Origin of the sequence: Glycomyces sp. TRM65418, from assembly GCF_019710475.1 — a bacterium.
GTDB lineage: Bacteria > Actinomycetota > Actinomycetes > Mycobacteriales > Micromonosporaceae > Glycomyces.
In genome coordinates this window covers 39,608-64,815 of record NZ_JAJFAX010000001.1, presented here as the reverse complement: position 1 = coordinate 64,815, position 25,208 = coordinate 39,608, and the positions used below count along the sequence as shown (strand labels likewise).

General features: G+C 70.8%; 24 protein-coding genes. 13 read left to right on the top strand and 11 right to left on the bottom strand.

Annotated elements, in window-relative coordinates; translation table 11 throughout:
- Window positions 1–15 precede the first annotated feature (15 nt).
- The 3 genes from K3N28_RS00270 to K3N28_RS00260 all read left to right on the top strand — a co-directional run bounded on the left by K3N28_RS00270 (window position 16) and on the right by K3N28_RS00260 (window position 4,614).
- Window positions 16–1,194, top strand: a complete 1,179-nt coding sequence (locus K3N28_RS00270; RefSeq protein ID WP_228090475.1) for an AAA family ATPase — start codon at window positions 16–18, stop codon at window positions 1,192–1,194.
- Window positions 1,195–2,031: a hypothetical protein gene (locus K3N28_RS00265; RefSeq protein WP_228090474.1), complete on the top strand. Its 837-nt coding sequence runs from the start codon at window positions 1,195–1,197 to the stop codon at window positions 2,029–2,031.
- A 132-nt stretch (window positions 2,032–2,163) separates the two neighbouring features.
- Window positions 2,164–4,614 (top strand): helix-turn-helix domain-containing protein, encoded by a 2,451-nt coding sequence (locus K3N28_RS00260; RefSeq protein ID WP_228090473.1) that lies wholly within the window; start codon window positions 2,164–2,166, stop codon window positions 4,612–4,614.
- A 486-nt stretch (window positions 4,615–5,100) separates the two neighbouring features.
- Here K3N28_RS00260 and K3N28_RS00255 read toward each other — a convergent pair whose 3' ends face one another.
- The 4 genes from K3N28_RS00255 to K3N28_RS00240 form a co-directional block, all read right to left on the bottom strand.
- On the bottom strand, window positions 5,101–5,511 hold the full coding sequence (locus tag K3N28_RS00255) for a hypothetical protein (RefSeq protein WP_228090472.1): 411 nt from the start codon (window positions 5,509–5,511) through the stop codon (window positions 5,101–5,103).
- A 20-nt stretch (window positions 5,512–5,531) separates the two neighbouring features.
- The gene (locus K3N28_RS00250; RefSeq protein ID WP_228090471.1) at window positions 5,532–6,071 is read right to left on the bottom strand and encodes a hypothetical protein; all 540 of its coding nucleotides are present in this window, start codon (window positions 6,069–6,071) and stop codon (window positions 5,532–5,534) included.
- Window positions 6,072–6,334: 263 nt separating this feature from the next.
- Window positions 6,335–7,585, bottom strand: a complete 1,251-nt coding sequence (locus K3N28_RS00245) for a family 16 glycosylhydrolase (RefSeq protein WP_228090470.1) — start codon at window positions 7,583–7,585, stop codon at window positions 6,335–6,337.
- Window positions 7,586–7,856: 271 nt separating this feature from the next.
- Window positions 7,857–8,867 (bottom strand): LacI family DNA-binding transcriptional regulator, encoded by a 1,011-nt coding sequence (locus K3N28_RS00240; RefSeq protein ID WP_228090469.1) that lies wholly within the window; start codon window positions 8,865–8,867, stop codon window positions 7,857–7,859.
- Between the two features lie 175 nt (window positions 8,868–9,042).
- Between K3N28_RS00240 and K3N28_RS00235 the strand changes: the two genes are divergently transcribed.
- Genes K3N28_RS00235 through K3N28_RS00215 form a run of 5 tightly spaced genes read left to right on the top strand, consistent with a single transcriptional unit; the run spans window position 9,043 to window position 14,259 of the window.
- Complete coding sequence (locus K3N28_RS00235; RefSeq protein WP_228090468.1) at window positions 9,043–9,963, top strand: carbohydrate ABC transporter permease; 921 nt, start codon at window positions 9,043–9,045, stop codon at window positions 9,961–9,963.
- Complete coding sequence (locus tag K3N28_RS00230; RefSeq protein ID WP_228090467.1) at window positions 9,956–10,867, top strand: carbohydrate ABC transporter permease; 912 nt, start codon at window positions 9,956–9,958, stop codon at window positions 10,865–10,867. The genes K3N28_RS00235 and K3N28_RS00230 overlap by 8 nt, the downstream gene beginning before the upstream one ends.
- A 52-nt stretch (window positions 10,868–10,919) precedes the next feature.
- Window positions 10,920–12,215 (top strand): ABC transporter substrate-binding protein, encoded by a 1,296-nt coding sequence (locus K3N28_RS00225; RefSeq protein WP_228090466.1) that lies wholly within the window; start codon window positions 10,920–10,922, stop codon window positions 12,213–12,215.
- 26 nt (window positions 12,216–12,241) lie between these two features.
- Window positions 12,242–13,360: a Gfo/Idh/MocA family protein gene (locus K3N28_RS00220; protein WP_228090465.1), complete on the top strand. Its 1,119-nt coding sequence runs from the start codon at window positions 12,242–12,244 to the stop codon at window positions 13,358–13,360.
- Window positions 13,357–14,259 (top strand): PmoA family protein, encoded by a 903-nt coding sequence (locus tag K3N28_RS00215; RefSeq protein WP_228090464.1) that lies wholly within the window; start codon window positions 13,357–13,359, stop codon window positions 14,257–14,259. The genes K3N28_RS00220 and K3N28_RS00215 overlap by 4 nt, the downstream gene beginning before the upstream one ends.
- Window positions 14,260–14,319: 60 nt before the next feature.
- Here the strand turns inward: K3N28_RS00215 and K3N28_RS00210 are convergent, their stop codons facing one another.
- On the bottom strand, window positions 14,320–15,396 hold the full coding sequence (locus K3N28_RS00210) for a LacI family DNA-binding transcriptional regulator (protein WP_228090463.1): 1,077 nt from the start codon (window positions 15,394–15,396) through the stop codon (window positions 14,320–14,322).
- Window positions 15,397–15,507: 111 nt separating this feature from the next.
- Here K3N28_RS00210 and K3N28_RS00205 point away from each other — a divergent pair, with 111 nt between their 5' ends.
- Window positions 15,508–16,536, top strand: coding sequence for a LacI family DNA-binding transcriptional regulator (locus tag K3N28_RS00205; RefSeq protein ID WP_228090462.1), 1,029 nt, complete (start codon window positions 15,508–15,510; stop codon window positions 16,534–16,536).
- 532 nt (window positions 16,537–17,068) lie between these two features.
- Here the strand turns inward: K3N28_RS00205 and K3N28_RS00200 are convergent.
- A complete protein-coding gene (locus K3N28_RS00200) occupies window positions 17,069–17,812 on the bottom strand; it encodes an SDR family NAD(P)-dependent oxidoreductase (protein WP_228090461.1) in 744 nt (247 codons plus the stop codon).
- 177 nt (window positions 17,813–17,989) lie between these two features.
- On the bottom strand, window positions 17,990–18,730 hold the full coding sequence (locus K3N28_RS00195; protein WP_228090460.1) for a class I SAM-dependent methyltransferase: 741 nt from the start codon (window positions 18,728–18,730) through the stop codon (window positions 17,990–17,992).
- 290 nt (window positions 18,731–19,020) lie between these two features.
- Here K3N28_RS00195 and K3N28_RS00190 point away from each other — a divergent pair, with 290 nt between their 5' ends.
- Both K3N28_RS00190 and K3N28_RS00185 read left to right on the top strand, forming a co-directional pair.
- Window positions 19,021–19,434, top strand: a complete 414-nt coding sequence (locus tag K3N28_RS00190) for a PRC-barrel domain-containing protein (RefSeq protein WP_228090459.1) — start codon at window positions 19,021–19,023, stop codon at window positions 19,432–19,434.
- A gap of 230 nt (window positions 19,435–19,664) precedes the next feature.
- On the top strand, window positions 19,665–20,285 hold the full coding sequence (locus tag K3N28_RS00185; RefSeq protein ID WP_228090458.1) for a DUF6518 family protein: 621 nt from the start codon (window positions 19,665–19,667) through the stop codon (window positions 20,283–20,285).
- Window positions 20,286–20,620: 335 nt separating this feature from the next.
- On the opposite strand, the gene K3N28_RS23215 is transcribed toward K3N28_RS00185, so the two are convergent.
- Complete coding sequence (locus K3N28_RS23215) at window positions 20,621–20,752, bottom strand: hypothetical protein (RefSeq protein WP_255640241.1); 132 nt, start codon at window positions 20,750–20,752, stop codon at window positions 20,621–20,623.
- Window positions 20,753–20,941: 189 nt separating this feature from the next.
- Complete coding sequence (locus tag K3N28_RS00180; RefSeq protein WP_228090457.1) at window positions 20,942–22,012, bottom strand: NAD(P)/FAD-dependent oxidoreductase; 1,071 nt, start codon at window positions 22,010–22,012, stop codon at window positions 20,942–20,944.
- A 62-nt stretch (window positions 22,013–22,074) separates the two neighbouring features.
- Between K3N28_RS00180 and K3N28_RS00175 the strand changes: the two genes are divergently transcribed.
- Complete coding sequence (locus K3N28_RS00175) at window positions 22,075–22,389, top strand: helix-turn-helix transcriptional regulator (protein WP_228090456.1); 315 nt, start codon at window positions 22,075–22,077, stop codon at window positions 22,387–22,389.
- Between the two features lie 191 nt (window positions 22,390–22,580).
- Here the strand turns inward: K3N28_RS00175 and K3N28_RS00170 are convergent, their stop codons facing one another.
- Window positions 22,581–22,898, bottom strand: coding sequence for a hypothetical protein (locus K3N28_RS00170; RefSeq protein ID WP_228090455.1), 318 nt, complete (start codon window positions 22,896–22,898; stop codon window positions 22,581–22,583).
- A gap of 268 nt (window positions 22,899–23,166) precedes the next feature.
- Between K3N28_RS00170 and K3N28_RS00165 the strand changes: the two genes are divergently transcribed.
- Entirely contained in the window at window positions 23,167–23,856 is a 690-nt protein-coding gene (locus tag K3N28_RS00165; protein WP_228090454.1) for a DUF998 domain-containing protein, read from the top strand.
- Window positions 23,857–23,967: 111 nt separating this feature from the next.
- Here K3N28_RS00165 and K3N28_RS00160 read toward each other — a convergent pair whose 3' ends face one another.
- The gene (locus K3N28_RS00160; protein WP_228090453.1) at window positions 23,968–25,179 is read right to left on the bottom strand and encodes an ROK family transcriptional regulator; all 1,212 of its coding nucleotides are present in this window, start codon (window positions 25,177–25,179) and stop codon (window positions 23,968–23,970) included.
- Window positions 25,180–25,208 lie beyond the last annotated feature (29 nt).

Sequence of the window (25,208 nt, the reverse complement as noted above, 5' to 3'; positions counted from 1 at the left end):
GAGACGGAGCGTCCCGTGCAGGAGAAGACCCGCAGCGAGATCGTGCGCATCGCGTACGAGGTCGCGAAGCAGCAGATCGACCGCCGTGACCGGGAGATCGAGGAGCTCGCGGAGAAGGCCGCGGCGAAGGCGACCAGGGGCCTGCTGTCAGTGCCCCACCGGACGATCCAGAAGATGGTCGAGATCGAGACGACCGCGTGGACCGATGAGCAGGAGCGCCAGATTGCGCGGGTGCAAGACGAACACGAGAGCCGGATCGCGCGGGAGCGCGAGGAGCACGAGGAGCTGCTGGAGCGGACCAGGCGCGACTACTTCGCGGAGATCGAGGAGACCCGCGCCGAACTGGTCGAGAAACTCGCCGTCCTCGTGCGAGCCGAGATCGAGTCGCAGCTGCCGGGCCTGCTGCCGGAGCCGGTACAGGTGCTCCTGCCCGAAGCGCCGCGGCCGATCAACATCGAGGGCGCGGCCCACCGAACGCTCCCGGAACTGCTGCTGGCGCTGCGCGCGCACTGTCACGTGCTGCTCGTCGGCCCGGCCGGCACTGGGAAATCCATGCTCGCCAAGCAGGCCGCCGAAGGCCTCGGACTCAGCTTCCACGCGCTCTCGCTCGGCCCGACCACGCCGATGAGCAAGGTGTTCGGCTACTACGACGCCCACGGGAACTACCACGGCACGCCGTTCCGCCGCGCATTCGAGGACGGAGGGGTCATGCTGCTCGACGAACTCGACAACGGACACCCCGGCCTGCTGGGGGAGTTGAACCAGGCACTGGCCCTGCGAGTCTGCGCGTTCGCGGACAAGATGGTGACCGCGCATCCGGACTTCCACCTGGTGGCGACGGCGAACACGTTCGGCACCGGAGGGGACCAGCGGTACGTGGGGCGGCAGACCCTCGACGCAGCCACATTGGACAGGTTCACGATGATCGAGGTCCCGATCGACACGAAGCTCGAACGGCGGCTGGCGCACGCCCACGCGCCTTCGAAGCCGAGTGAGGTGAAGCAGCTCCTCAAGGAGGTGCAGCGGCTCAGAGGCATCGCGGAGCGCAAGCACCTGCCGGTGGTCTTCTCTCCGCGCGCGAGCATCGACGGCGCGAAGCTCCTCGAAGCGGGCGCCACCCTCGAGCAGGTCATGGCATGGCGAGTCTTCAGAGGACTCTCGGACTCGCATCGGAACGCGCTCGGGGCGAAGTAGATGTCGATCATCGAGCCGTTCTACTCATGGCAGGAGTTCCTCGAAGCGTCCCAGCGGCCGCCGTCGGTCACCTACGGCTCCGGTCGCAACGCCGGGTCCGAGTGGGCTGGGGCCACGTTCGAAGAGGCGCAAGCGCTCGGCGTGGACGGCTGGCACGTCGACCTCCCCGACACCGACGTCACCGTCGGCGAACTCCGCGAACGGGCGGGTCTGAGCCGCAACGTCACCGCCCTGGAACCGAACTGGGACGTCACCGGCAGCGAAGTCGATGTCGGCGTCTATCTCTCGGGTGTCCCCGAATGCATGGTCGACGCCGTCCCCCGCAGTACTTCGGTGCGCGGCCGCGTCGTCACCTTCCTGGTCCCCGCGACGTATGCGAGCCGCACCCCGCACCATTACGTCACCAACCGAGGCCTCGCGCTCGCGGCCCTGTGCTCGGCGATCATCGAGGTCGGCCACAGCGTGGAGATCTGGAGCGGCTACGCCGCGAGTCTCCCGGACACGGGCCGCTTCTCCGCAGTCGCCCGCGTCATCGCCGCCGGTGAACCGCTCGACATCGGCCGCCTCTGTTTCGCAGTCGCCCACCCGGCGATGTTGCGCCGCCTGTGGTTCTCGGTCCTGGACGCCCAGGAGGTCGGTTTCGTCCAAAGCCTGATCCTGGAGTCCTACGGCGAAGGCCCGTTCTCCTGCAAAGCCTCCGATCTGCCGCCCGGCGTGACCGACCCGTATGTCTTCCCGTACCTCGACGACCTTGAATCGCAATGGCGCACCTTGGACGATGCCCTCGCATGGAGCCGCTCGACCTTCGAGGAGTTGGGGCTCCTCCGTGGGCAATGAGCAGGGCCGCGCCGCCGTCGAGGGTCCGGCCGCCCTTTCGTGACGGGCGCGACGCCCGCCTCCGGCCTCCGATCTCGCCTGACGCCGCCCCGCTTCGACCGCCGCGTGGTCGCGCCGACCTACCATTGGGGAATGCCTGATCGCGTCTCCGAGGCCAGCGGCAACCTGCGGCCACTCCGAAAACAGGCGATGATGACGCAAGAGGAGCTCGCGGCCAAGGCGGGGGTCGGCATCCGCACGATCCGGGACATCGAACTCGGCAAGGTGCGGCCGCAGCCGCGGACGCTGCGTCTGCTCTTCGAAGCGCTCGGGCTGACCGAGGCCGACCGGGCCACGCTGACGGCGCCGACGGATCTGACCGCCACGGTGCCCCGGGAACTGCCGCGGACCCTTGCCGGGTTCGCCGGCCGCGAACCGCAACTGAACGCGCTGCTGGCCGCGGTCGACTCCGGCGTCGCCGCCGTCGTGGTGCACGGCATGGCCGGCGTGGGCAAGACCTCCCTGGCGGTGCGGGCCGCCCATGCGCTCGCCCCGCGATACCCCGACGGCCAGCTGTTCGTCGACCTCCACGGCTTCACGCACGCCGCCGGACCGCGCCCCGACCTGAAGACGCTGCTGACGCGGGTGCTGCGCAGCCTCGACGTGAGCGGTCAGAAGCTCCCGAGCGACCTCGACGAACTCACCGCCCGCTACCGCAGCGCCCTGGCCGGCCGCCGCGTCCTCATGGTGCTCGACAACGCGGCGAGCGCCGAGCAGGTGGAAGCGCTCCTGCCGGGGATGCCCGACAGCCTCATCGTGGCGACGAGCCGCCGCGACCTCTCGGCGCTCGCGGGGGCGTATTCGGTGGCGCTGGAACCACTGTCGCAGCGCGAGGCCGTGGCGATGATCGGCGCCGCCACTGACGGCAGGGTCACCGCGGCGGAGGCCGTCGCGGTCGCCGAGCGGTGCGGCCGACTGCCGTTGGCGATGGGGCTGGCGGCGGCACGACTGCGCAGCCGTCCATTGTGGCAGGCTTCGGATCTGCTGGAGCGACTCGCCGATGAGGACCGGCTGCTCGACGAGCTCGACATGGGCCATCGCGGCGTCGCGGCGGCCCTGCGCGCCTCATACCGCGAACTCGACGCCGCCCAGCAGCGCCTGCTGCGACGCCTGAGCCTGGTCCCCGGCGACGAGGTGAACGCCCACGCCGCCGCCGCGCTGTGCGAGGTCGGGGCCGAGCGGGCATCGGCCATGCTCGAGTCCCTCGTGGACGTTCACTTGGCGGAGAGCCGATCGTCCGGACGGTACCGGCTCCACGACCTGGTGCGGCTGTTCGCGGCGCGCCTTGCGGGACTCGAAGAGGCCCGAGGCGACCGGGACGCCGCCTTCGTTCGACTGCTCGGCGTCTACCTGCACTGCGCCTACCAGGCGGCCGCCCGGCTCCACCCGAACAAGCGCCGATTCGCCGACGGCGCCGCCGCGCACGACGCCGGCCTTCCCGGCTTCGCGGACCAGCCCGGCGCCCTGTCGTGGTTCCAGTCCGAACGCGGCAACCTGGAGGCCGCCGTGACCGCGGCGGACCAGGCCGGGCGACTCGACGAAGCCTGGCATCTCGCCACGGCGTTCAACGCCTTCTTCGTGCACGACTCCGACATCGGCGCGCACGCCACCGTCAACCGGATCGCGCTGGACATCGCCCGCCGCACCGGTGACGGCCGGAAGGAGGCCTTCACGCTCGGCGATGCGGGGCGGCAGCTGCTGGCGGTGGGCCGGCACCGGGAGGCGATCCGCTGCCTCGAACGGTCCGTCGCGCTCAAGCGCGACCTGGGCGAGATCGGCGACGCGGCGTTGACCTTGGCGAACATCGGCATCCTGCACCGGCGGTGGGGGCGGTTCGCCGAATCGGTGGAGGTGCACGAGGCCGCGCTGATCCAGGCGGAGCAGGCCGCGGACGCGGCGGCCGCCGCGCTCATCCGGACGAACATGGTCGTGCCGCTGCTGCGGCTCGGACGCTTCGCGGAGGTCGAGCGGTGCCTCGACGCGGCCGAACGCCGGCTGGACTCGGGCGACGACCACAACCGCATCCGCATCGAGGCGTTCCGCGGGGTCCTGCTCCGCGAGCGCGGCGATGCGGCGAGGGCCGTGGCCGTCCACACCGCGTGCCTCCAGGGGTATCGGGGAGAGGGCGTCACCGCCGATGTGACCGCGACGCTCATCGAGCTCGGCGAGGACCTGCTGCTCCTGGGCCGCGGTGCAGAGGCCGCCGCCCACTTCAGCCGGGCCGTCGAGTACGCGGTGAAACTGGCGGATCCCTCGCTCGAACGATCGGCCCGCAACGGCCTCGGCCGCGCGCACCTCGCCTTGGGGGACATCGAGCCCGCGACCGCTCAACTCGAGCTGGCGGCGTCCCTCGCCGAGTCCCATGAGGACACCTACGAACGGGCCCGGGCCCAGCGCGGCCTGGCCGAGGTCCACCGCCTGAAGGGCGACACGGCCGCCGCCCGACGGTACCTGCGCCTGGCCGCCGAGGGCTTCGCCTACTGCGGCGTCCCCGAGGCGGCCGCCACCGCCGCAACGGAACGGCGGGAACCGGGAACCGCTTGAACGGCACCGCCTCCGGCCCGCGTTTCCGCACGACCCGGCGGCATCGTCCCAGGTGGCGAAGCGAGTTCGCGGCGCGGGTGGCGTCGTGGCGGTGCGAATCGAGGCGGACTGCGGTCAGGGTGCTTGTGGATCGGTCGTCTATAGCGGTGACTGATCGATCAGACGGGCTGGGCCGGGAAGCACCGCGTCGACGACACCGTCGCCAAGGCATTCGACCGGACCGCCCGCGCCGAGCCGAGGACATCGAACCGATCCACTGCGAGACGTCCTCCTGCCTCGAGCCGGGAAAGACCGGCGCGAGGCCGTGCGGGTCGGACGCGCCTGCCGCCTCGATCGCTGGAGGGGCACTGAGCACGGGCACGGTCGGGCGGCCGGCAGGATGGCGCATCCTGCCGAATGCCGCTGAGGACCGTGCCCGCTCACTCACCTACTTTCGGCGTCGCTTCGCATGAGAGGACCGACATCAACGGCCTTCACGCGCTGAGGTCAGCACCGAATGTATTTCGACGTCTCCCTGAACGAATCGAAGCTTTCGCCGATGACTTGCAGATAGACGTTGTAGGTGCCGGTCCGGCAGGGCACCGACATGGTGGCTACGTAATTGCGATCCCCGCGATAGGTCACCGTTCGGCCGTTGTCCGACGCCCCGGGCCCGGCGATGTTGCTGTACTCCGTCCAGTACTGCCCGGCGCAGCCCTCCACTTTGATGCGGAAGTGCACGGTGACGATCGTCCCGTTCTTGGTCGGCCCGTTGATACCAGTGGTCACTGAACAGGCGGCGGCGGATTCGGCCGGCGCGGCGGCGCCGTGCGATGCCGGTACGATCGCGGCGAGCGCCCCGGCGCCGAACACCATCAGGGCCACGGCTACCTTGGCGATCCATCGTCGGTACTTCATGGTCTTCTCCTCTCCGCTCGTCAGCACGAGGTCACGTTCAGGACGTTGCTTCTCGAGGCCGCGTCTTGGCCTCCGCGCTGGACGATGATCTCGGTTCTCCATTGGCCCCTTTTGCAGTCCGCGCCGGTACTGAAGGACGCGGAGTAGGGTGCGTACACCGTGTGTCGAAGCGTCCTTTGCGAAATCCATTCGATGGAATAGATCTGCACATGCAGCAGGACCTCCCAGGCGCCGCTGCAACCGGACGAAAGCCTCATGTTTCCTGAGCCGCGAATCTGCGAACCGTACTTGGCGGGCTTGTTCGCGGACACCGTGATCTGGCACGAGGCGATCTGAAACTCGGTCACGGAGGCGTTCTCGTACTCGGTGGTCCGGACGTAGCCGTCCGGCTGCGACTCGTACTGAACGTCCAGCACCGCACCGTACTCGGAGGCGTCGGCGGCCGCGAGATCGCCGCTGCCCGGGCCGGCCGTCGCGGGCTCGGCGACACCGAGACCCGCTGCGAGTACCATTGCGAACGCCGCCGCCAGCGACGCCCACCATCTCGATCGGATGGTCATGAATGTTCCCTTCTTCTTGCAGGGTCGTGAAAGACGCACCGGACGAGGCTGGACGAATTGCTCTGATCAGCCGGAATTGCACGGGGACCGCGGTCCGATATGCCTTGAAACCATCGTTTCGAGATGAGACGCCGAACACCAGGCAGAACACCGGCGAACCACCGGCAGGAGACCGGCGGCGAGAACGTCGCATCGCCGGTCCCGCGGGAGGGGCGCCGATACGGATACTGCACTTCGCGGGCCGAGTCGATCGCCGGGGTTCGCTACCGCCGTTCGAGCGCCCAGACGGTGTTCGCGTCCGCCGCGCCCGTGTTCCAGCCGACCGAGCCGCCCGACCCGTACAGGTAACCGCGCCCGCTCTGCTTGTTGTCGATCCGGAACCCGCCGGACACGGGCGTGACCGCCCAGAGCGTGTCGTCGCCGACCCGCTCGGTGCTCCAGATGACCTTGCCGTCCGGGTCGGTGTCGAGGTGGCCGCGGCCCTCGCGGACGTTGTCGATCGTCCAGTACCCGGTCTGCCGCTCGGTGAGCGTCCACAGCTGGTCGTCGTAGGCGCTCCCGGGTTCCAGGGTGACCGCGCCGACGGCCCCGGAGTCGAGGTACCGGCCGGTCGCGACGTTGCGGATCCGGTAGGTCTGCCCGCTCTGCGGGTCGCCGGCCGCGCGCTTGTAGGCGCGGAAGTAGTCGACGACGAGCTCCTTGGGCCGGCGGTCGCCGGGGTCGACCGTGCCGGTCCAGCCGGCGTGCTCGTAGATGCCGAGGTAGAACACCGCCGGGTACTGGAGCGACTGGTCGATGGTCCGCGTCAGCACGTTGTCGATGTACAGCTTGAGCTGAGTCGGGGTCCACTCGAGGGCGTACAGGTGCATTTCGGTGGTCATGTCGAACCCGACGCCGACCTGTTCGGTGCGCGTCGAGAGGTTCGGGTCCGACCATTCGAACAGGTTCCAGTTGAAGCGGCTCGTGCCGTGGACGCCCGCGTGCTCCACGATGTCGACCTCCCCGCGCTGCTCCCACGTGTCCTGGCGGCCCGTCAGCCAGAACGCGGTGTGGATCCCGCTCCTGGCGGAGCTCTTCGCGCGGATCTCGAAGTAGCCGTACTGGGGCGTGTACTTCATGTCCGTGGGGATCGCGTGGTCGAAGCGGTTGTCCTTGTGCAGGTTCGTCCGCTGCCCCGTCTGGATGCTCGAGACCTTCATCGGGTCGTCGTGGTAGTAGGTGGGCTGGTCGTCGTCGATGCGCAGGACGAGGGCGTTGTTGCGGAACCCGTACCGGGCCGTGGCGCGCTCGACGGTGGTCCGGGACTCCAGGTACCTCGGGATCCACAGGTCGGGGTCGAGGGCGCCGTTGAACTCGTCGTGCCGGTCGAGGATCCACCCGGGCTTCTCCAGCGGGTTCGGGGGCGTCTCGGCCGCGGACGCGGGGGCGGCCACGAGTGCCGACAAGGCGAGGGCGCCGCCGCCCGCGAGCAGGCCGCGGCGGCCGAGTCTGACGCGTTCGGGGTCGAATGCCATGCGAGTCTCCTTTGAGGAACGTCCTGCCGACGGCGCATGCGGACGGCAGGCGGTGGGCGGGGGACACGCGCCGCCGACGTGGACGGGCGGCGGTCCATGCTGTCGGACTTCAGGATGACAACGGTTCCAGAATCTGTCAATTTACATGCATCTATATTCATGTCACGTTTTCGTAACGCACCGCCTGCGCGTTGCCTCGGCGTGCGAGCGCGCGTCGAACGGGCCCGCGCGCTCCGGCCGCAGCGGTTTCCCGACCGGTCGAAAGGGGGTCTCAGCGGTGCGCCGGGCCGGTCGACTCGCGCCAGACGACGCGCTGCAGAGGGCCCGGCGGGGGTTCGAGATCGCGGCCCGAGATCGATTTGATCAGGCTCAGCATGGCGTTGCGGCCCAGGCTCTCCAAGTCGACCTCGACGCTGGTCAAAGCCGGCGGCAGGTATTGGCACACCTCGTTGTTGTCCCAGCCCGTGACGCTGACCTGTCCGGGAACGTCCAGGCCCCGGTCGATCAGGGCGCGGATCGCCCCCGCGGCCACGACGTCGTTGGCGGCGACGACGGCCGTCGGCAGCGCCTCGTCCGGAAGCGAATGCACGGCGTCGTACCCGGACTTGCCCGACCAGTCGCCGTCGACGGCGCCGGCGGACTCCAGTCCGAGCCGTTCGATCGTCTCGAGGTACGCGGCCTTCCTGGCCCGTGCCGAGGCGAACTGGAGGTTTCCGGCCACGTGCAAGAACCGGCGGTGCCCGAACTCGACCAGGCCCTCCATGAGCTCGACCAGCGGCGACGCGTCGGCCAGCTCGCCGATGCCGCGCATCTCGTCGTCGAAGTCGGGTGCGACGACGATCGTCTCTCCGTGGGGCAGGTGGTCCTCGAAGCCGGGGGAGAGCGGGGCCAGTGCCAGGATGCCCTCGACCTGCCCGGTGCCGGCGATCTCGAGCATCCGCTCGGTCCTGGTCCCGGTGTCGCCGATGACGCTGACGACCTCGACGGAGAAGCCGCCCTCGTGGGCGGCCTCGGTCGCGCCGTGCAGCATTCGTGCCGGGTTGAAGGCCACGGTCGGCAGGAGGATCGCCAGTCGGCCGGTCCGGCGGGTCCGCATCGACCTCGCGACCAGGTTCGGGCGGTAGTTCAGCTCGCTGACGGCCGCGTCGATGCGGGCGAGCGTGTCGGGCTTCAGGCCGTTCCGGGAGCGCAGGTAGCGGGAGACCGTCTGGTGGGAGACCCCGGCCAGGCGCGCCACCTCCTTGATCGTCGGTCGTCTCGTCGCGGTGGAGCGTTCGGTCATCCGCTTTTTCCTCTCGATGATCGCAGTCTTCATCTTGACACACGAGTGATCGTTCACTATCTTAGGTCGAACCTGCAATGGTGAACGATCACTATTTTCGACGTGAAGGAGCGCCAATGCCCGGTCCCCACATCGCCCGAGGCAGGGGCGTCGCGCGCCCGCCGGAGGCGGGCTCATGAGCGCGACCACGGAACTGCGCCATCTGGGCAAGCACGGTTCGACGGCCAAGCGGCAGAACAAGACCGCCTTCCTCTTCCTGCTGCCGTGGTTCCTCGGACTGTTCGTCATCACGCTGGGGCCGATGCTCGCATCGCTGATCCTGAGCTTCACCGACTACAACCTGCTGCAGCCCGCGGAGTTCTCCGGGCTGGAGAACTTCAGCCGGATGCTCGGGGACGAGCGCCTGCACCGGTCCCTCGGCGTCACCTTCACCTACGTCCTGGTGTCCGTCCCGGCCCAGCTGTCCCTCGCCCTGGCCCTGGCCATCGTGCTCGACCGCGGCGTGCGCGGCCTGGCGTTCTACCGCTCGATGTTCTACCTGCCCTCACTGCTGGGCGCCAGCGTCGCCATCGCGGTCCTGTGGCGGATGGTGTTCGGCGCCGACGGCCTGTTCAACGACGGCCTGGGGCTCCTCGGCATCGAAGGACGCGGCTGGATCTCCGAACCGGAGACGGCGCTGGGCACGCTGATCACGCTGAACGTGTGGACGTTCGGTTCACCGATGGTGATCTTCCTGGCGGGGCTGCGGCAGATCCCGGCCATGTACTACGAAGCGGCCTCGGCCGACGGGGCGAGCCGCTGGCGCCAGTTCCTGTCGGTGACCCTGCCGCTCTTGACCCCGATCATCTTCTTCAACCTGGTCCTGCAGATCATCCACGCGTTCCAGTCGTTCACCCAGGCGTTCATCGTCTCCGGCGGCACCGGCGGCCCGGCCGACTCGACCCTGTTCTACACGCTGTACCTGTACCAGCGCGGGTTCGGGAACTTCGACATGGGTTACGCCTCGGCCCTGGCCTGGCTGCTGCTGCTCGTCATCGGCGCGTTCACCGCGATCAACTTCTGGGCCTCCAAGTATTGGGTCTTCTACAATGACTGACACCGTCGCCCCGACCGCCCCCACCGCCGCGCCGAGCCGGCCCGACCCGGCCGATCGTCGACGGGCCCGCGGAAGCGGCCCGTCCATCCGCTCGATCCTCAAGCACGCCGTGCTCATCCTGTGCGCACTGGTGATGCTCTATCCGGTGCTGTGGATGGTCGTCAGCTCGCTGCGGCCGAACGACGTCATCTTCCGGGACCCCAGTCTGCTGTTGAACGACCTGGAGACCGGGAACTACGCCGAAGGCTGGAACGCCTTCGCCGACCCGTTCAGCGTCTATCTGGTCAACTCCTCGATCGTCGTCCTGGGCGCCATCATCGGCAACCTCATCTCGTGCTCGATGGCGGCCTACGCCTTCGCCCGCCTCGAGTTCAGCGGCAAACGCTGGTGGTTCGCCATCATGCTCCTCACGATCATGCTGCCCATCCACGTCATCATCGTCCCGCAGTACGTGCTGTTCTCCCAGCTCGGCTGGGTCAACACCTTCCTGCCGCTCATCGTGCCGAAACTGCTGGCCACCGACGCGTTCTTCGTGTTCCTCATGGTCCAGTTCATCCGCGGCATCCCCATCGAACTGGACGAGGCCGCCCGCATCGACGGTGCGGGCCACCCGCGCATCTTCGCCCAGGTGATCCTGCCGCTCATGGTGCCCGCGCTCGCCACCACCGCCATCTTCACCTTCATCTGGACCTGGAACGACTTCTTCTCCCAGCTGATCTACCTGACCGACCCCGACCTCTACACCGTCCCGCTCGCGCTGCGCGCCTTCGTCGACGCCCAGGCGGGCACGAACTGGGGCGCCGCGCTCGCCATGAGCGTGGTCTCCCTCGTCCCGATCTTCCTGGTGTTCCTGTTCGGGCAGCGATTCCTGCTCAGGGGCATCGCCACGACCGGCGGCAAGTGACACCGACCCTTCAACCCTTCAACCCTTCAACCCTTCACAAAGGAGCAGCACGATGCAACGCAGACTCATCCTCAGAGGAATCGGCGCCTCCGCCGTGGCCCTGCCCGGCCTGGCCGCCTGCGGCACCGCCGGGGGCGGGGACATGGAACTCAGCGATGAACCGGTCACCCTCCGCCTGACCTGGTGGGGCGCGGACACCCGCGCCGAGCTGACCGACCAGGCGATCGCCGCATTCGAGTCCGAACACCCGAACATCACCGTCAAGGGCGAGTTCAAGGACTGGGCCGGGTACTGGGACGCCCTGGCGACCACCACCGCCGCGAACGACTCGCCCGACGTGATCCAGATGGACGAGCTCTACCTCGCCTCATACGGCGACCGCGGCACCCTGCTCGACCTCGCCGACGCGAGCGACTACCTCGACACGTCGGCCTTCGAGGAGGCGACCCTCGCGGCAGGCCGGATCGACGGCACGCAGTACGCGATCCCGATCGGCGCGGGCATGCTCGCGTGCGTGGTCAACGCCGACCTCTTCGCCCAGTACGGCGTCGAGCTGCCCGACGACACCTGGACCTGGGACGACTACGCCGCGGTCGCCGACGAGCTCACCGAGAAGAGCGGCGGGGCCGTCAACGGCTCCAGCGTCACCGGCGGCACCGACGCGGGCAGCATCCGGTACTGGGCGCGCCTGCACGGCAACGAGGTCTACAGCGAGGACGGCGAGGTCACCCTCGACCCGACGGTGCTGGCCTCCCTGTGGGAGTACAACCTCGCCCTCGTCGAGTCCGGCGGCGTCGAGAGCCCGGCCCAGTCCGTCGAGAGCCAGGGCGCCGGCATCGAAGGCGGCAGCCTGGCCACCGGCAAGATCGCCATGGGATTCGCCTACAACACCCAGATCACGCCCCTGCTCGCCGCCGGCGGCGCCGATCTGCGGCTGCTGCAGCTGCCCGGCAACGCCGAGGCCGCCGCGAACTTCGTCAAACCGTCGATGTACTGGGCGATCTCCTCCCAGAGCGAGCACCCGGCCGAGGCCGCGACCTTGGTGGACTTCCTGGTCAACCACGAGGCCGCCGCCGACATCCTCGGCACCGAGCGCGGCATCCCGGCGAACCCGGCCATGCGCGAGCACGTCGCGGCCGACCTCGACGAGGGCGGGCGGATGGCCGTCGACTACCTCGAGTCGGCCGCGACCGGGCCCGCCGTGGCGGTCACCCCGAACGGCGGCAGCGGCTTCGACCCGATGATCCAGCGCTACACCCAGGAAGTCCTGTTCGGCGAGCGCACACCGCAGGAGGCCGCCGAAGCCTTCATCGACGAACTCAAGACCGAAATCGACGCCGCCGCCTAGCCGGCGCTCCGAGCAGAGAAGGCACCATGCCTGTTCACACCTCCCCGATCCGATGCGGCATCATCGGCACCGGCGCCATCGCGCACGCCCACGCCCATGCCCTGACCGGCCTGCACGGCCGCGCCGAGCTGGCGGCCGTCGCCGAGATCGACCCGGACCGCGCCGCGGCGTTCACCGGCAGGTTCCCGGTGCCGGCGGTATACGGCGACGCCGCGGCCATGCTGGAGAAGGAGCGCCTCGACCTGGTGCACGTCTGCACGCCGCCCCAGACGCACGTGCCGCTCGCGATCGCGGCGATGCGGGCGGGCGTCCCAGTGCTCGTCGAGAAGCCGACCGCGCTCAGTCTGGCCGAAATGGACGAGCTCGCCGACGTCCAGGCCGCCACCGGGACGCCGGTGCTCACGGTCTTCCAGCACCGCTACGGCCCCGCCGCGGTCCGCCTGCGGCGGCTCGCCGCCGCCGGGGCGCTCGGCCGGCCCCTCGTGGCCACCTGCGAGACCCTCTGGTACCGCGACGACGCCTACTTCGACGTCCCCTGGCGGGGACGGTGGGAGGTCGAGGGCGGCGGACCGACCATGGGCCACGGCATCCACCAGTTCGACCTGCTCCTGTCGATCCTCGGCCCCTGGGCCGAGATCACCGCCCTCGCCGGGCGCCTCTCACGCCCCACGAACACCGAGGACGTCTCGATGGCCTTGGACCGCTTCAAGAACGGGGCCATGGCCACGGTGGTCAACTCGGTGGTCTCCCCCCGGGAGGCCTCCCGGCTCCGCTTCGACTTCGAGCACGCCACCGTCGAGCTCGAACACCTCTACGGCTACCGGGACGCCGACTGGCGCTTCACGCCGGCGCCCGGGCACGAGGACCTCGCCGACCGGTGGAACGCGGCCGACCAGACCGACGAGGAGAGCGGCCACCGCCTCCAGATCGCTGCCGTCGTCGACGCGCTCGCGGCCGGGACCGAGCCGGGCGTCACCCTCGCCGAGGCGCGCCGAACGATGGAGTTCGCCGCCGCCACGTACGCCGCCGCCTTCCAAGGCCGTCCCGTGGCGGCCGGGGAGATCACCGGCTCGCACCCGTTCGCCCGCAGCATGGACGGCGGCGCCGCCCCGTGGGCGCCGATCAAGGGGAAGACGACCGCATGAGCCACCTCGACATCCGACACGACATCGGCACCGCCCTCGCCGTCATCGACGGCGACACCGAGCTCTTCCGCTACGTCTACCGGCCCGACTCCCCGCAATTGGAGTCGCCCAAGCCGTACCTGCACCCGATCCGCACCCGCTCCGGACACCGGGTGAGCCTCTACCGCCCCTGGGACCACGTGTGGCACAAGGGCATCGCGCTCTCCCTGCCGCACGTGGGGGAGGAGAACTTCTGGGGCGGCCCCACCTACGTCCACGGGCGGTTCTACGTCCAGAAGGACAACAACGGCACCCAGGCGCACCGCCGGTTCACCGGCATCCACACCGACGACGGCACCGTCTCGCTCGCGCACGAACTCGACTGGATCACCCAGTCCGGCGACACCCGGTTCTCCGAGACCCGGCGGATCGGCGCGAAGATCCTCGCCCCCGAGTCGTGGTTCCTCAGCTTCACCACCGAACTCCGCAATGTGTCCGGACAGGACATCGCGATCGGCTCGCCGACCACGAAGGGACGCGAGAACGCCGGGTACGGCGGCCTGTTCTGGCGCGGGCCGCGCTCCTTCACCGGCGGCCGGCTCGTCACCGCCGACGGCTCCGGCTCCGGCGACGACGTGCGGGGCCGGCGCCACGAGTGGATGGGCTTCGTCGGACGCCATGACGACGTGGACGCCACCTCGCTGGTGCTCATGGTCGACGATGCCGAGAACCCGCACCACCCGCCGCAGTGGTTCGCCCGCAGCGAGGAGTTCGCCTGCCTCAACCCCGCGCCGTTCTTCAGCGAGGAGCTCACGGTCCCCGATGGAGCGACGGTCCGGTTCCGGTACGGGGTCGGCATCGCCGACGCCGGCGAGGACGCGGCCCCGGACCTGGCGGCGGCCGTGCGCAAGGCCCTCTGACACGTCCATCGGGACGACGGCGGCGACCGGGAGCACCCGCCCCAGGTCGCCGTCGTCGCGTCAGCCGAGCCGAACGGGCGTGGTGCCCCGAAGCACGACCCGGGGCTCGAACGCGATCCTTCGGCGTTCGGCGCCGGATGCGGTCAAGGCGAGCTCCACCGCGGCGGCGCCGACCTTCGCAAGGGCGAGGTCCACGCTGGTCAGCGCCGGTGTGACGTCCTCGGTCCCGACGACGTCGTCGAACCCGGCCACACCGATGCCGCTGCCGGGAGTCAGACCCGCGTCGCGCATCGCGCTCATCGCGCCGATGGCCATCGCATCGGTGGCGGCGAGGACCACGTCCCGGCGCTCCGCCCCGCGCTCGATCAGGCGCCCGACCGCGCCGTACCCGCCGTCCCTGGTCATCGGCGCCCGCACCACGGCGCCCTCCCCGATCCGCATCCCCAGGCGGCGGGCGGCCTCGACGATGCCGTCCTCCCACTGGCGCGCCGCCGCCGAGTCGTGGTCGGGCCGGATCAGGGCGGGCGACCGGTACCCGAGGCGGAACAGCGCGGCGACGAGGTCCGACGCGCCCTGCCGTCGCGGGACGACCGCGGTGTCGAAGGGCAGCTCGTCGTCGCCGGCGATCACCACCCGACCGCCCTCTCGCGTGTAGCGCGCCAACTCCTCCTCGAGCGACGCCCGCGAGACCGTGGAGCCGCTGCGCGCGCCGGTCAGGATCATGGCGTGCGGCCGCAGGCTGCGCATCATGCGCACGACCCGGATCTCGTCGTCGATGGCGTGGTCCGTCCCGGCGAAGGTGGCCACGAGCCCGGACTCGCCCGCCTGCCCGATCACGCCGTGCACGATCTCGGCGTTGTACGGGTCGCGGATGTCGGAGACGAGCACGGCCACCATCGCGGTCGCCCCCGTGGTCGTGGCCCGCGCCGACGCGTTCGGGCGATAGCCGAGCCGCCTGGCGGCATCGAGGACGCGCGCCCGCAGACCGGACGACACGTAGGGGGCGGCCGGGTCGAGGGCCCGGGACGCGGAGGCCTTGGAGACGCCGGCCGCGTCGGCGACATCGCGGAGGGTGACCGTCGACGGTCGCGCCTGGACGCCGGGGGACTGGTCGTCGGTGGGATCGATGGTCACCATGGCATCCTGGCATCGGGCGCATCTCGGGGTGCGCCGCCCCGCTCCTCGATCGTTCGCCCGTGCTCGGTGCGGGCCTGCGCATCCGAGGCCGCGTTCGACACTGGAGGACTTGTGCGGCGATCGTATCAGCAGGCGACACTGCGTGACGTCGCTCAGGCGGCCGGGGTCTCGCCCTCCACCGCGTCCCGCGTGCTCAACGGCGGTGACCTCCGCGTGAGCGAGCGGCTCTCGGCGCGCGTCCTCGCCGCGGCGGAGTCCCTCGGCTACGTCTCGAACCAGGCCGCTCGGGCGCTGCGGGGACGGCGGACGGCGGTCGTGCTGCTCGCGAGCGATCCCAGGACCGCGTCGCTGGCGGCGATCGCCGCCGGGATGGAGGCCGCGGGCCGGGAACGCGGCGCGCTGGTCAGCATCACCGGCGCCGGCAGCGGCGCGGCCGCGCACCAGCGGGCGCTCGAGGTGCTGCGCGGGCTGCGGCCCCGCGCGCTGGTCGTGACCAGCGCCAGCTTCGCCGATGTGCCGAGCGAGCGGATCCTCCCCGAACTGGAGCGCTTCCGCGCGGACGGATGCGGCGTCGTCTTCATCGGCGAGCACGACACGCCGTTCCCGGCGGTCCGCTTCGACGACTTCGAGCTGGGAAGGGCCATGGGCCGCTACATGGGCGGGCTCGGTCGTCGCCGCGCCGCCGTGCTGACCACCCCGCGGCATCCGGCGCTCGGGAGCCGCGCCGAGGGGTTCCTGCGCGGCCTGTCCGAGCGGGGCTTCGAACCGGGCTCGGTAATGGTCGAGCATTGCGACATCACCCGGGACGGCGGCAGGGACGCGGCGCGCCGGATCGCGCAGGCGCGCCCGCGGCCCGATCTCGTGCTCGCCGGCAACGACGTGCTCGCGATCGGCGCTTTGAACGAGTTCAGGCGCTTGGGCGTCGACGTCCCGGCGGACATCGCCCTCTCCGGGGTCGACGACATCCCGCTCGCACGCGACGTCACCCCAGGACTGACAACTGTGGCGCTTCCCTTCGGCGAGGCGGGAAGGGCGGCACTGGAGATGGCGCTCGCGCCCGAGCCCGCGGGGGACGTGGTGCTGCCCGGGCGCCTGATCGTCCGGGCGAGCACACGCCTGGACGAGTCCACCCCTCGCTGAGCCTTCGGCGCACGGCCGCTGCTTGCAGCCCGACGAATGACACCTGCCGTGCTAGGAGATGGCCGAGGGCGCGTCCGGGTCGATGATCTTGGGTTCGTGCTCGAAGACCTTGGCCATGACCCACTGGCATCGACCCGGCGAGAGCTCAACAGCAGCACCGAGAACCGACATCGTCCTGACGGACTGTATGCAAAGCAACCGGGCGACTCCGAGTTCGTCTCCGCCCCAGGCGGTTTCGCGTTGAAGCGCGAAGACGAATCACCGCCGCTCCGCCTGTGGCACGACACCTGCGGGTCGGGCCGACCGAGTGCAGCGCCTCTGTGCGGCCCGAATGGTGTCGTCGCCGCTGAGGAGGTGGTCCCCACCGGCGACGCCCAGTGCGCAGGAGCCTCGTGAACGCCGGGCCGGGAGTCGTACGGCTCCCGGCCCGGCCACGGCGCGCGGAGGCTCCCGTGTCGGTGGGGACTCTCGGCGAGGGCCGCCGGTTCGGCGGTCGGGGCGGGCTCGCAGGGTCGCGGGCGCCGCCCGCGGGTCAGTCGATGATGGCGCCGCAGCTGAGGTTCAGTGTCACGCCGGTGATCGCACCGGCGGCGTCGGAGGCCAGGTACGCGGCGGTGCCGCCCACCTCGGCCAGGCGCGGGAGCCGGCCGAGGAGCGTGTCCGTGACCAACTGCGGCACATCGGCGTCGGCGAGGTCGGCGGTCTCGGGAGTGAAGTTCGGGCGGATGCCGACCACGCGCACGCCATGGCGGCCCACCTCCCCGGCGAGGCCGCGCACGAGCGCTTCGACGCCGGCGCAGGCGACGTTGAAGCCGCCCATCTCATGGCGCGACTCCTTCGCGGAGGTGGCGGACAGCAGGATGATCACGCCCGAGCCCTGGCGCACCATGTTCCGCGCCGCTGCGGTGGCGGTGATGAAGTGGGTCGTGGCGGCATCGACGATCGGCAGCATGAAGTCGTCGAGGGTGATCTCCGTGAGGGGGAGGTCCTGCACCGCACGGACGGTCACGGCGTTGAAGGAGAGGTCGAGACTCCCCGCCTCCTCGACCACCCGAGAGGCGTGGGCGTCGACCGCGTCTCGGTCCATCGCATCCACGACGCCCGTCTCCGCGAGTCCGCCCGCGGCGCGGATCTCCTCGGCGAGGGCGTCGAGGGTCTCGAGGGTGCGTCCGGTCAAGAACACCCGTGCGCCCTCCCGTGCGAAGGCGCGTGCGACGGCGCCTCCCATGTGGCCGGCGGCGGCGTAGACGACGGCGTTCTTCCCCTGCAGGTGCATCGGTGCTCCTTCGCATTGTCGGTTCCCGCAGTGTCTCCCGCGGGTCTGACAACGCGTGCTCGCGGCGGCACCGTAGACCGGATGCCATCCGACGGCGCGGCACGCGCCTCGCCCTCGGTGGGCGACCGGATCGAGGTATCGATCGCCTGCGGTGTGCTGCTGGGGCCCTCAGCGCTTTCAGCGGGACTGCTCCCAGATGGAGACGTGCGCTTCGCTGTCGTGGGTGAACGGCGCGCCGCTCCAGTCGGCCCAGCGGTGTCGTAGGCGCATCCCGGCGATGCGCGCCATCAGATCGAGCTCGGACGGCCAGACGTAGCGGAACGGGATTGATCGCGAGCGTCCGGTGCCGTCGTCGAGGACCGTCACGTAGTTGGAGCTCATCGCTTGTACGGCGCAGTCGTAGAGGTCGTAGGCCCAGCCGCCCGGTTCGGTCGAGAAGGGGACCGCCCGCTGCCCGGGCGGCAGGCGCCGCAGCTGCGGCACGCCCGTCTCGATGACGAAGCAACCGCCGGGTTCGAGGTGGGCCGCGGCGTTCTCGAAGCACGCGACCTGGGCGTCCTGTGTGGTCAGATTCCCGATGGTGTTGAACACCAGGTAGACCACGCGGAAGTCACCGGCCAGGCGGGTGGTGGCGATATCGCCGATGGTGACGTCGACGGCCTCGCCGCCGGGTTTGGCCCGCAGCTGCGCGGTCATGTCCGGGGACAGATCGATGCCGCTGACGGGAACGCCGCGCGCTGCGAGCGGCAAGGCGATTCGACCGGTGCCCGAGGCGAATTCGAGCGCGCGGCCGTCTCCGGCCAGCTCGGCCAGTACATCGACCACCGGGTCCACCCGGGCCGGCGTGAACATCTCGGCGGAGCTCTGGTCGTATCCGGCGGCGCGGTCGCCGCTGAAGTGGTCTTCGAGGTCAGGCATGTCGGGAGGGTATCGGGACGGTCACGGACGCGCCACGGGTTATTCGTGGATTCGAACCGGGCAGTGGGTCGTCGGCTGCCGCACGGCCGTTGCCGGGCCGGATCAGCCCCGGCCGAACGGGCCGCCCGGTGGTCCGCTCACATCGAGGGGAGCGCGGTCTCGGGCCTAGGCGGGCGTTTCGCGATGCAGGAGTCCGGGGAGCCGGGCCGTTCCCTCGCCTCGACGGTGTATCCCCGTGCGGGGCGGGTATCCACGCTTATCAAAAGGGACCGAGAAGACGGGAGATCACTATGGCTGACGAGACGAGGACACTGGTCCGGCTCGGCGACTCCGAGCTGACGGTCGCCAACGAGGACGACGACGTACGCGGCCGCACCGTCGTCGATGCGAACGGGGACGAGACCGGCAAGGTCGACGGCCTGCTCATCGACCGATCCGACCGCAAGGTCCGGTTCCTGGAGGTCGGCTCCGGCGGCTTCCTCGGCATGGGGAAGCAGCAGGTCCTGGTGCCCGTGAACGCGGTCACGCGCGTCGACGAGGACCACGTGTACATCGACAAGGAGCGCGAGCACGTCGCCTCCGGCCCGGGCTACGACCCCGAGCTGATGCCCGAGCCCGACGAATCGTATCTGACGAATGTCTACGGCTACTACGGCTACATGCCGCACTGGGGCACGGGGTTCGTGGACCCGAACCGTCCGTAGAGCCGGTGTCGCAGCACCGGGGGCGCAGGCGTCGCGTCCGGTCGTCCACGCCGGACCGACCGCGACCGCCCTCGGTCGACGATCCGGTCTCGGGCACGGGCGGTGGCCACGGAGGTTCCGGATCCCTGCCGCCGACCTGACCGCTCCGGACCGACTCGTCCTGGGTGATGCCGACCCTCTGGGTACATACCCCGTAAGCAGTCCTTGGTCGGAGAGGTGAGAATGGGGCGATGACCGACACGACCCCGAACACGACTGCTCCACTGACCGCGCCGGTGGCCTCATTGACCGCCGGACTGCTCTTGGGGGTGCTCACCAATCTCGCCCAGGGCTGGCTGCCCGGCGCGTGGAACCAGATCGCGAACTCCGGGGCCGTCTGGGCCACGGTGGCCTTCGCGGTCGGAGCCGCGCTGGTCGGGCGGTGCCGGCTGCCGACTCTCGCCGCAGCGGGCCTGTGCGTCGAGATAGGACTGGTCGCCGGGTACTACGGGTACGCCGTCCTCGCGCGGCACGACGACCTCGTCTCGCTGCTGGGCTGGCCGGTCATTTGGACGGCCATCGCCTGTGTCGCCGGTCCGCTGTTCGCGGTCGCGGCGGCGTGGTGGCGGCGGGGTCGGACCGTATGGCACCGTTCGGCCGGTCTGGGTGCGCTCGCCGGCGTCTTCGGCGCGGAGGGCGTCCACTACGCGGCCGTGCTGCACTATCCGGCCCAGGCGTGGGCGTGCGCCGCGGTCGCGCTCGCCGTGCCGCTCCTGGCCGCGCGCGGCGAACGGATGCGCACCCTGGCAGTCGGTGCGGCGCTCACGCTGCTCGCCTATGTCGCGGTCTTCTTGCCGCTCACGTACCTCTAAGCGGTTCACCGTAGACGGTTCGGTGCGAGCCGCACGGTCGGATGGCGGCCTTGCTCGAACGCAGCGGCGAGGACGATCCGGATGTCCTTCCTCGAGCGGATCGCCGCGGCCCTGCGGGGCAGGTTCGAACCGGGCGAAGCGACGACTGGCCGGCGGCACGGGCCGTCGCGCATGAGCGGAGGCCGATTCAGGTGCTGGTCAGGAGGCTGCCGCCTTCGGGCGACATCCCCGCCGCCACCGGCCTCTTCGCCCCCGACATCGCGTGGCACCGGCCAGGTGGCCACCGCTTCGCCGGCCTCAAGGACGGTGCGCCGGCCCTCGGCGATGAGCGGCGGTCAGATGGCGCTCACCGCCGGCGCGTTCGCGCTCGGGTTCACCGGCGGATCGATGGCCAACGGCGACTTGGCCGCGTTCCCGGTCCACTTCTCCGGCACGCGCGAGGGCGCCTCGATGGCGATGGGCGGCATCGACGTCCTCCGCGTCGAAGACGGCAAGATCGCCGAGGTGCGGCTCTTCTCGGCAGACCAGGAGGCCGAGGACGCCTTCTGGGGGCGGCCCTGGATGCGTCCGGTCCGTCCGCCGCCCGATCCGGAGGGCGGCGAGCATGCGGCGCGGTGTGGGGGCGTGCTGACCGTCTCGGGAGGCGCGATTCGGGTCTATCCGGTTCCGTTGGGGGCGTGGGACACGAGCGATGCCAGGTGTCGGGCGATGCGGTCGGCGTCGCGGCCGACGCCTCTGATGCTGGCAGAGGAGAGGCTGCGCTGCCATTCGAGCCCGACGAATGCCAGACCGGGTAGGCCGGTGGCGAGGCCGCCCCGGTGGCGGGGGCGCCCTGCGGTGCCGAGGACGTCGAGGCCGGTGAGGTAGTCGAGGGCGGGGCGGTAACCGGTGGCGAGGATGACCGCGTCGACCCTCTCGCTGCCGCCGTCTCGCCAGTGGACCCGATCGGCCTCGAGGGCGGCGAACATGGGTCGGTGGTCGGGTCGCCCGGCGGCGATGGCGGCGCGGTAGCGGCCGGTGTCCAGGACCGGGACGGTCGGCGGGTGCGCCAGGAAGCGGCCTACGGGAGCGATGTCGAGACCGGTGACGGTGTACCAGAAGTGCAGGTCCCGCCCGAAGGGCCGCTGAGGCGCGAACCGGAGTCCCCTTCGAGTGGCGATGGTGACGCGGGCGTGCTCGGCGAGTTCGGCGGCGATCTGGACGGCGGAGTTACCGCCGCCCACGACGACCACCCGTCGTCCGGCGAACGGTTCGGGCCGCCGGTACTCGGCGGCGTGGAGGACGGTCCCGGCGAAGGAGTCGAGGCCGGGCAGGGCGGGCCGGTAGGGATTGGTGAAGCCGCCGGTCGCGGCGACGACGGCGCGGGCGTGCAGGGTCCGGCCGTCGGCGAGCTCGGCGGTGAAGACGCCGTCGCGGTGCTCGACCGATCGGACGCGGTGGCCGGTGCGGACATCGGCGTCGAGCCGCCCCGCGTATGCGGTCAGGTAGGCGACGACCTCGTCGCGGTGGGGGTGGCGATCGGGGTCGCCGGGGAAGGCCATGCCGGGCAGGGCGGAGTAGCGGGCGGGGGAGAACAAGGTGAGCGATTCGTAGTACGCGGGCCACGCTCCGGTCGGGGCGTCCCCGGCTTCGAGGACGACCGGTTCGATGCCCCGTTCGCGGAGGGCGTGGGCGGCGGCGAGACCGGACTGGCCGGCGCCGATGACGAGGGTGTCGATGAGGTCCATGCCAGCATCATATCGTCATTTCGCGATTTAATGAAATGACGATATGAAGTTAGGCTGGACCCATGGCGACCGCATCGACCGATCCGAATCCGCCCCTGCCCGACGAGGCGACGGGCCGGTTCCTGAAGGCCCTGGCGAGCGAAGCCCGCCAGCAGGTGATGCTCCAGTTCGCGGGCGGCGCCGAGTTGAGCGTCGGCGAGGTCGCCGAGCGGCTCCAGATCGGCCAGTCCACCGCCTCCCAGCAGCTCGCACAGCTCAAGGACGGGGGACTGCTCGTCAGTCGCCGGGAGGCGAAGACGGTGTACTACCGTGCGGACAAGGACCGGATCGGGGCTGTGCTCGACCGTCTCCGAGCCTTCCTCGACGGCTGCTGCTGACCGCAGTGGCGGCGGTGCGGTCGATCTCGTCGCAGGGGCGCCGGACGGTGCCGACGCCGTACGGAGCGGTCGCCGACCTTTCGGCCTCGGCGTATGCCCGGCGGGACCGCTGGGCGCAGTGCCGGCATGCCGCCGTGTTGGCGTGGTCGACGCGGTTGCGTCGGTCGAGGGCCGGGTGGTGGCGCGGCGCGTCAGGGGAGCGGGAGCGGGCCGTCCGAGAGGATGATGATCGTGGCCAGGGCCATGACGATCAGCGAGCCGAGCCCGCTGAAGAACCCGCCGGCCGCGGTGCTGCGGTTGGTGGCGAGGCCGGTGCGGGCCCGGTGGAGGCCGACGGCGCCGAAGATGACGGCCAGCAGGCAGACGGGCCAGGTGTAGAGGTAGAGCATGGGCACCCACAGGAGCGCGAACGCGATCAGTCCGAAGACGAGCGCGGTCGTGCCGATGCCGTTCTCCGGGGGTCGGTCTCCCTGGGGCGGAATGGGGGCGTCGGTGAAGGGGTCGAGCATGGCGAGTCCAGATCTCTGGTCGTCGGGTGTCGCCTTCCACCGTACCGCCAGAACGCCGTCCGCACGGGACTCGTGATCGGCTGCGGCCGTAGAGCGTCGGCGGGCTCATGACTGCGCTCGCCGCCTCGGCCGGGATGCGCCTCGCTCGCTCGGGGAAGCGCCCGTCTTGCGCAACAGGGCGAACGCTCGCGGTGGGAGGGCAGGCCCCACCGAATGTTCACCCAGTGGCCTCTTTGCGGCGCGGCGGTGGCCGCATACCGTTTGGGAAATGGACAACGTGCGTTTGCCGGGAGGCGGGACGGTCGGGACGGTGCAGGCGGCCGCAGCGCTGGGCGGGTTCGGTGTCGCGACGCTGGTCGCCCTGCACCTCCTGCCGCGGTCGGGCGGCGTCGACCCGGTATACCAATTGCTCTCGGAGTATCCGTTGCAGGACAGCGGCATCGGCGTGGCCTACGTGCTGGCCCTGTTGAGCGCCAACGCTGCGGCCGCGCTCGCCGGGATGGTCATGGCGCGCAGCGGACTGCTTCGCGACCGGACCACGACCGCCCTCTTCGCGGTCTCCTGCGCGAGCCTGCTCGGCCTGACCGTCTTCCTCAAGGACCCCGCGGGGGCGACCGCCACCTGGTCGGGCAACCTGCATCAGGTGTGCACCATCGTCACGTGCGTCAGCCAGTACCTCCTGGCCGTCGTGCTGTGGCGTCGGTACCGTGCCGACCCGCTCTGGAATGGACGCGCGCGCGCCGTCGGCATGCTCGCGGCGGCCGAGTCGCTGGCGCTGATCCCGTTCGTGGTCGTCTTCGCCACCCGCAGCGGCACCGACAAGTTCGCGGGCATGGCGATCGGGCTGGTGGAACGCTGCATGTTCGTCGTGATCCTGGTGATGATGGTCGTCCTGACCTCATGGGCCAAGGCGATGACGCGCGACGCCAAGCGGCAGCGGGAGTTCGCGGCGGCGTAACGAGCGGCTCTCCGAGGGCTCGTCGCCGACGCCGCGACCGGGGACCCGCGAGCCGCGCCTCCCTCATGCCCGCACATCGCCGCCCGCATCGACTCCCACCGGACCGCGGCGCTACCGGACGGCCGCCCGGTCGCCGAGGTTCGGGGATTCGAGCAGGTTGCGCAGCACCACGATGGCGGCGCCCACGGCCGCGGCACGGGAGACGTCGTCGGCGAGATCCACCCGCACGCTGTGGACGTGGCGCATGAACACCGCCTCGTTCAGGATCTGCTGCAAGCCGTCCCGGTAGATCGCGCCGGCATCGGTGAAGGCGTTCCCCGCCAGCACGACCCTGCCGACGTCGAACAGGTTCACCAAGGTCACGGTCGCCACCCCCATCGTCCGCATGGAGGACTCGATGAGCGCGGCCGCGGCCGCGTCTCCGGCGGCGGCCGCGCGCCCGACGGCCTTGAAGTCGGCGAGCCGGTCCCCTCCGAGTCCGAGCCGCGCGGTCAGTTCGCGGTCGCGCCGCGCCTGCTCGACGACCGCCATGGGACCGGCGACGGTGTCGAGGCAGCCCCAGTTGCCGCAGGAGCATCGCGCTCCCGCGGCGTCGACGGAGATGTGCCCGAGCTCCAGCCCGTTCGACGTGACGCCGCGGTAGGGGAACCCGTCGAGGATGAGGCCGGAGCCGATGCCGCCCGACATGAAGACCACGGCGAAGCTGGACGACGCGCTCCCCAGCGTGTGGACCCCGATGCCCGCGGCGGTGGCGTCGTTCTCGACGGCCACGGGCAGCCCCGTCGCCTCGGACAGCGTCGCCGCGAGCGGGTACCCCCGCCACTCGGGGCTCGGCTGCGGCGTGAGCAGGACGCCCTCGTCGCGGTCCTGCGGCCCGTAGGTGGCGAGGCCGATGCCGAGCACTTCGGAGGGGGCGACGCCGGCGGACTCCAGCATGGACCGCACGTGCCCGGCGAACTCCGGGACGACCTCGTCCGGCGGGCGCTCGCCGGGGGCCGGGAACGCGCGCTGCACCATGACGCGCCCGGCCAGGTCGACGACCACGCCCACGGCCGCGAACCGGTCGAACTGGACGCCGATCATGCGGCAGGCCTCGGGCCGGAGCGCGAGGAGGCGCCGCGGGGTGCCCCGGCCGGAGGCGGCGGTTCCGACCTCGTGCACGAAGCCGAGGGCGATGAGCTTGCGGACGGCGTGCGTCATGGTGGCCTGGGTCAGGCCGGTGGCCTCGGCCAGCTCGACGCGGCTGACCCCGGACCGCTCCCGGATGAGGTCGAGCACCGCGGACAGCGTCGGCACGCGCGTCTCCGATCCGAACGATCGCACAGCGGTCTCCTCACTGGATGTCCCCTCGA